The 1777-nt window shown below is 59.2% G+C and carries 3 protein-coding genes; 2 read left to right on the forward strand and 1 reads right to left on the reverse strand.

The features are described 5' to 3' along the window. Positions 1 to 254 precede the first annotated feature (254 nt). A complete protein-coding gene (locus WBV42_RS05925; RefSeq protein ID WP_082837798.1) occupies positions 255 to 407 on the forward strand; it encodes a DUF1328 domain-containing protein in 153 nt (50 codons plus the stop codon). On the opposite strand, the gene WBV42_RS05930 is transcribed toward WBV42_RS05925, so the two are convergent. Beyond that, positions 390 to 1307 carry a serine/threonine-protein kinase RIO2 gene (locus tag WBV42_RS05930; RefSeq protein WP_423985205.1) on the reverse strand — a complete coding sequence of 306 codons (918 nt, stop codon included), beginning with the start codon at positions 1305 to 1307 and terminating at the stop codon, positions 390 to 392. The genes WBV42_RS05925 and WBV42_RS05930 overlap by 18 nt on opposite strands. Positions 1308 to 1411: 104 nt before the next feature. Between WBV42_RS05930 and WBV42_RS05935 the strand changes: the two genes are divergently transcribed. Then, positions 1412 to 1777, forward strand: a 366-nt coding sequence (locus tag WBV42_RS05935; RefSeq protein WP_423985206.1) for a methyltransferase domain-containing protein, incomplete at its 3' end; no start/stop codon positions are given.

The raw sequence follows: 1777 nt of genomic DNA on the forward strand, positions 1-1777 counted from the left end.
GTGCTGTTCGAGGTATTTGGCGACTTCCTGTCGTGCCATATACACACAACATTTCCCACATATTATCAATTTATTCAATCTATTTTAACAAGAAAATAATTATTGGAAACCTCATCTCCTGTGATAAAATCCGATTTCGGCCACAAATAACATCCCTACCTTGCTAATTCAGCCCATCATACCATATAATTAGCCGTCTAATGAATGGCCATGTATCTCGCACACAGATACGTGGTTAGCGAGGTGAACTACTGATGGCGCTTCTGGCACTCGCGGTTGCGTTCGTCATTCTCGCCATCATCGCTGCCGTGCTCGGCGCGGGTGGTATCGCTGGCATGTCGATGAACATCGCCAAGTGGCTGGTAATTGTGTTCCTCGTACTGGCGGTGCTATCGTACGTCTTCTGAGTACGCGCGAACCGATTCGAACTCGTTTTTTTGGATGGCGTCCGCGACCGCAGATACGTCCACGTCGCTGACGAGCTGCGGGTACTTCCGCTCGAAGAACCCGACCACGTTCCGAACGTCGCGTTCGAGGAACTCCGCTGCGTTCTGGTGATCGGTCGGGATACCCTGGGGCCAGTCGAAGATGGTGATCCCCTCGCTGTTGACGAACACGTTGTACTCGCTCATGTCCGCGTGCACGTAGCCCGCTTGGTAGGCGTCGCTCACTTCACGGAGCACGAGGTCCAGAACCGGGACGACCTGCGCGTCCTCGAACTTCGAGCGCGCGAGTTCGACGCCGTCGATCTTCTCCATGATGATCGCGTGGCGGTTGTGGTCGATGGGGCGCGGGACGCTCACGTCGGGGTACAGCGTTTCGAGGATGCCGTACTCCCGCTCGGCGGCCTTCCGGGCCGTGTAGAGCCACGAGACGTGCTCGTTGTCGGAGGTGTAATCGCGCTCCTTCATCACCTCGCGGAAGTTCGTGTACCCCTCGCGGTGGTACTTCAACGCGAGCGGCCGGAACGACTGTACCTCGTACACGTCGCTTTCCTTCCCGACGCCGAGCGGCGAGCCGACGCCCTGAATCGTCTCGCGTTCGGAAAACGTCCGGAGCGCGAGCGCGTCGTATCCCTCGAACGTCAGGGTGTAGCCCTCGTACTGAATGGTCTTGCGCTGGAGCAGTTCGCGGTCGAGACAGCGGTCGATTCGATACTCGACCTCCTCGGCAGTCAGCCGTGAAAAGTTTGGAATCTTCTCCTTTTGCACCCATTCGCTGAAGCGCATCCCCTGCTCGACGCCGGAGAGGAGATAGAAATCCTCCGGCTCCAACTCCGCCATCTCGGGTGCGACGTTCCGAACCATCGCGTTCGCCTACTCGTCCGGCGCGTAAGGGCGTTGCGCCACGGCTCGACGGGAACGGTCGGTCGAAAACAACCTGTAAGTCGATCGTATCGTTACTGACCATCATGGACGTGTACGATGCGGAGGCCGCCCGTCGTGAGGAAGCGACCTATCGGACGCCTGGTGCCGTCGAACGTCGTCGCCGCGTGCGCGAGGTGCTCTCCCCCGATATCGGCGACGTCGTTCTCTCGCTCGGACCGGGTCCGGGATTCGAACCCGCAGAGTTGGCGAACGACTACGATGTCGAGTCCGTCATCGGCGTCGAACGGAGCCAAGCCATGCTTGCACTGGCGGCCGAGCGATGTGGGGCGGACGAAGACGTGGAACTACTGGCGGGTGAGGCGACGGGGCTTCCACTCGTCGACGAATCGATCGACGCCGCGCTCTCCGTGCAGGTGTACGGCTACGTCGATGCCCTCGAAACGGCCCTC

The organism is Haladaptatus sp., from assembly GCF_049589095.1.
Classification (GTDB): domain Archaea; phylum Halobacteriota; class Halobacteria; order Halobacteriales; family Haladaptataceae; genus Haladaptatus.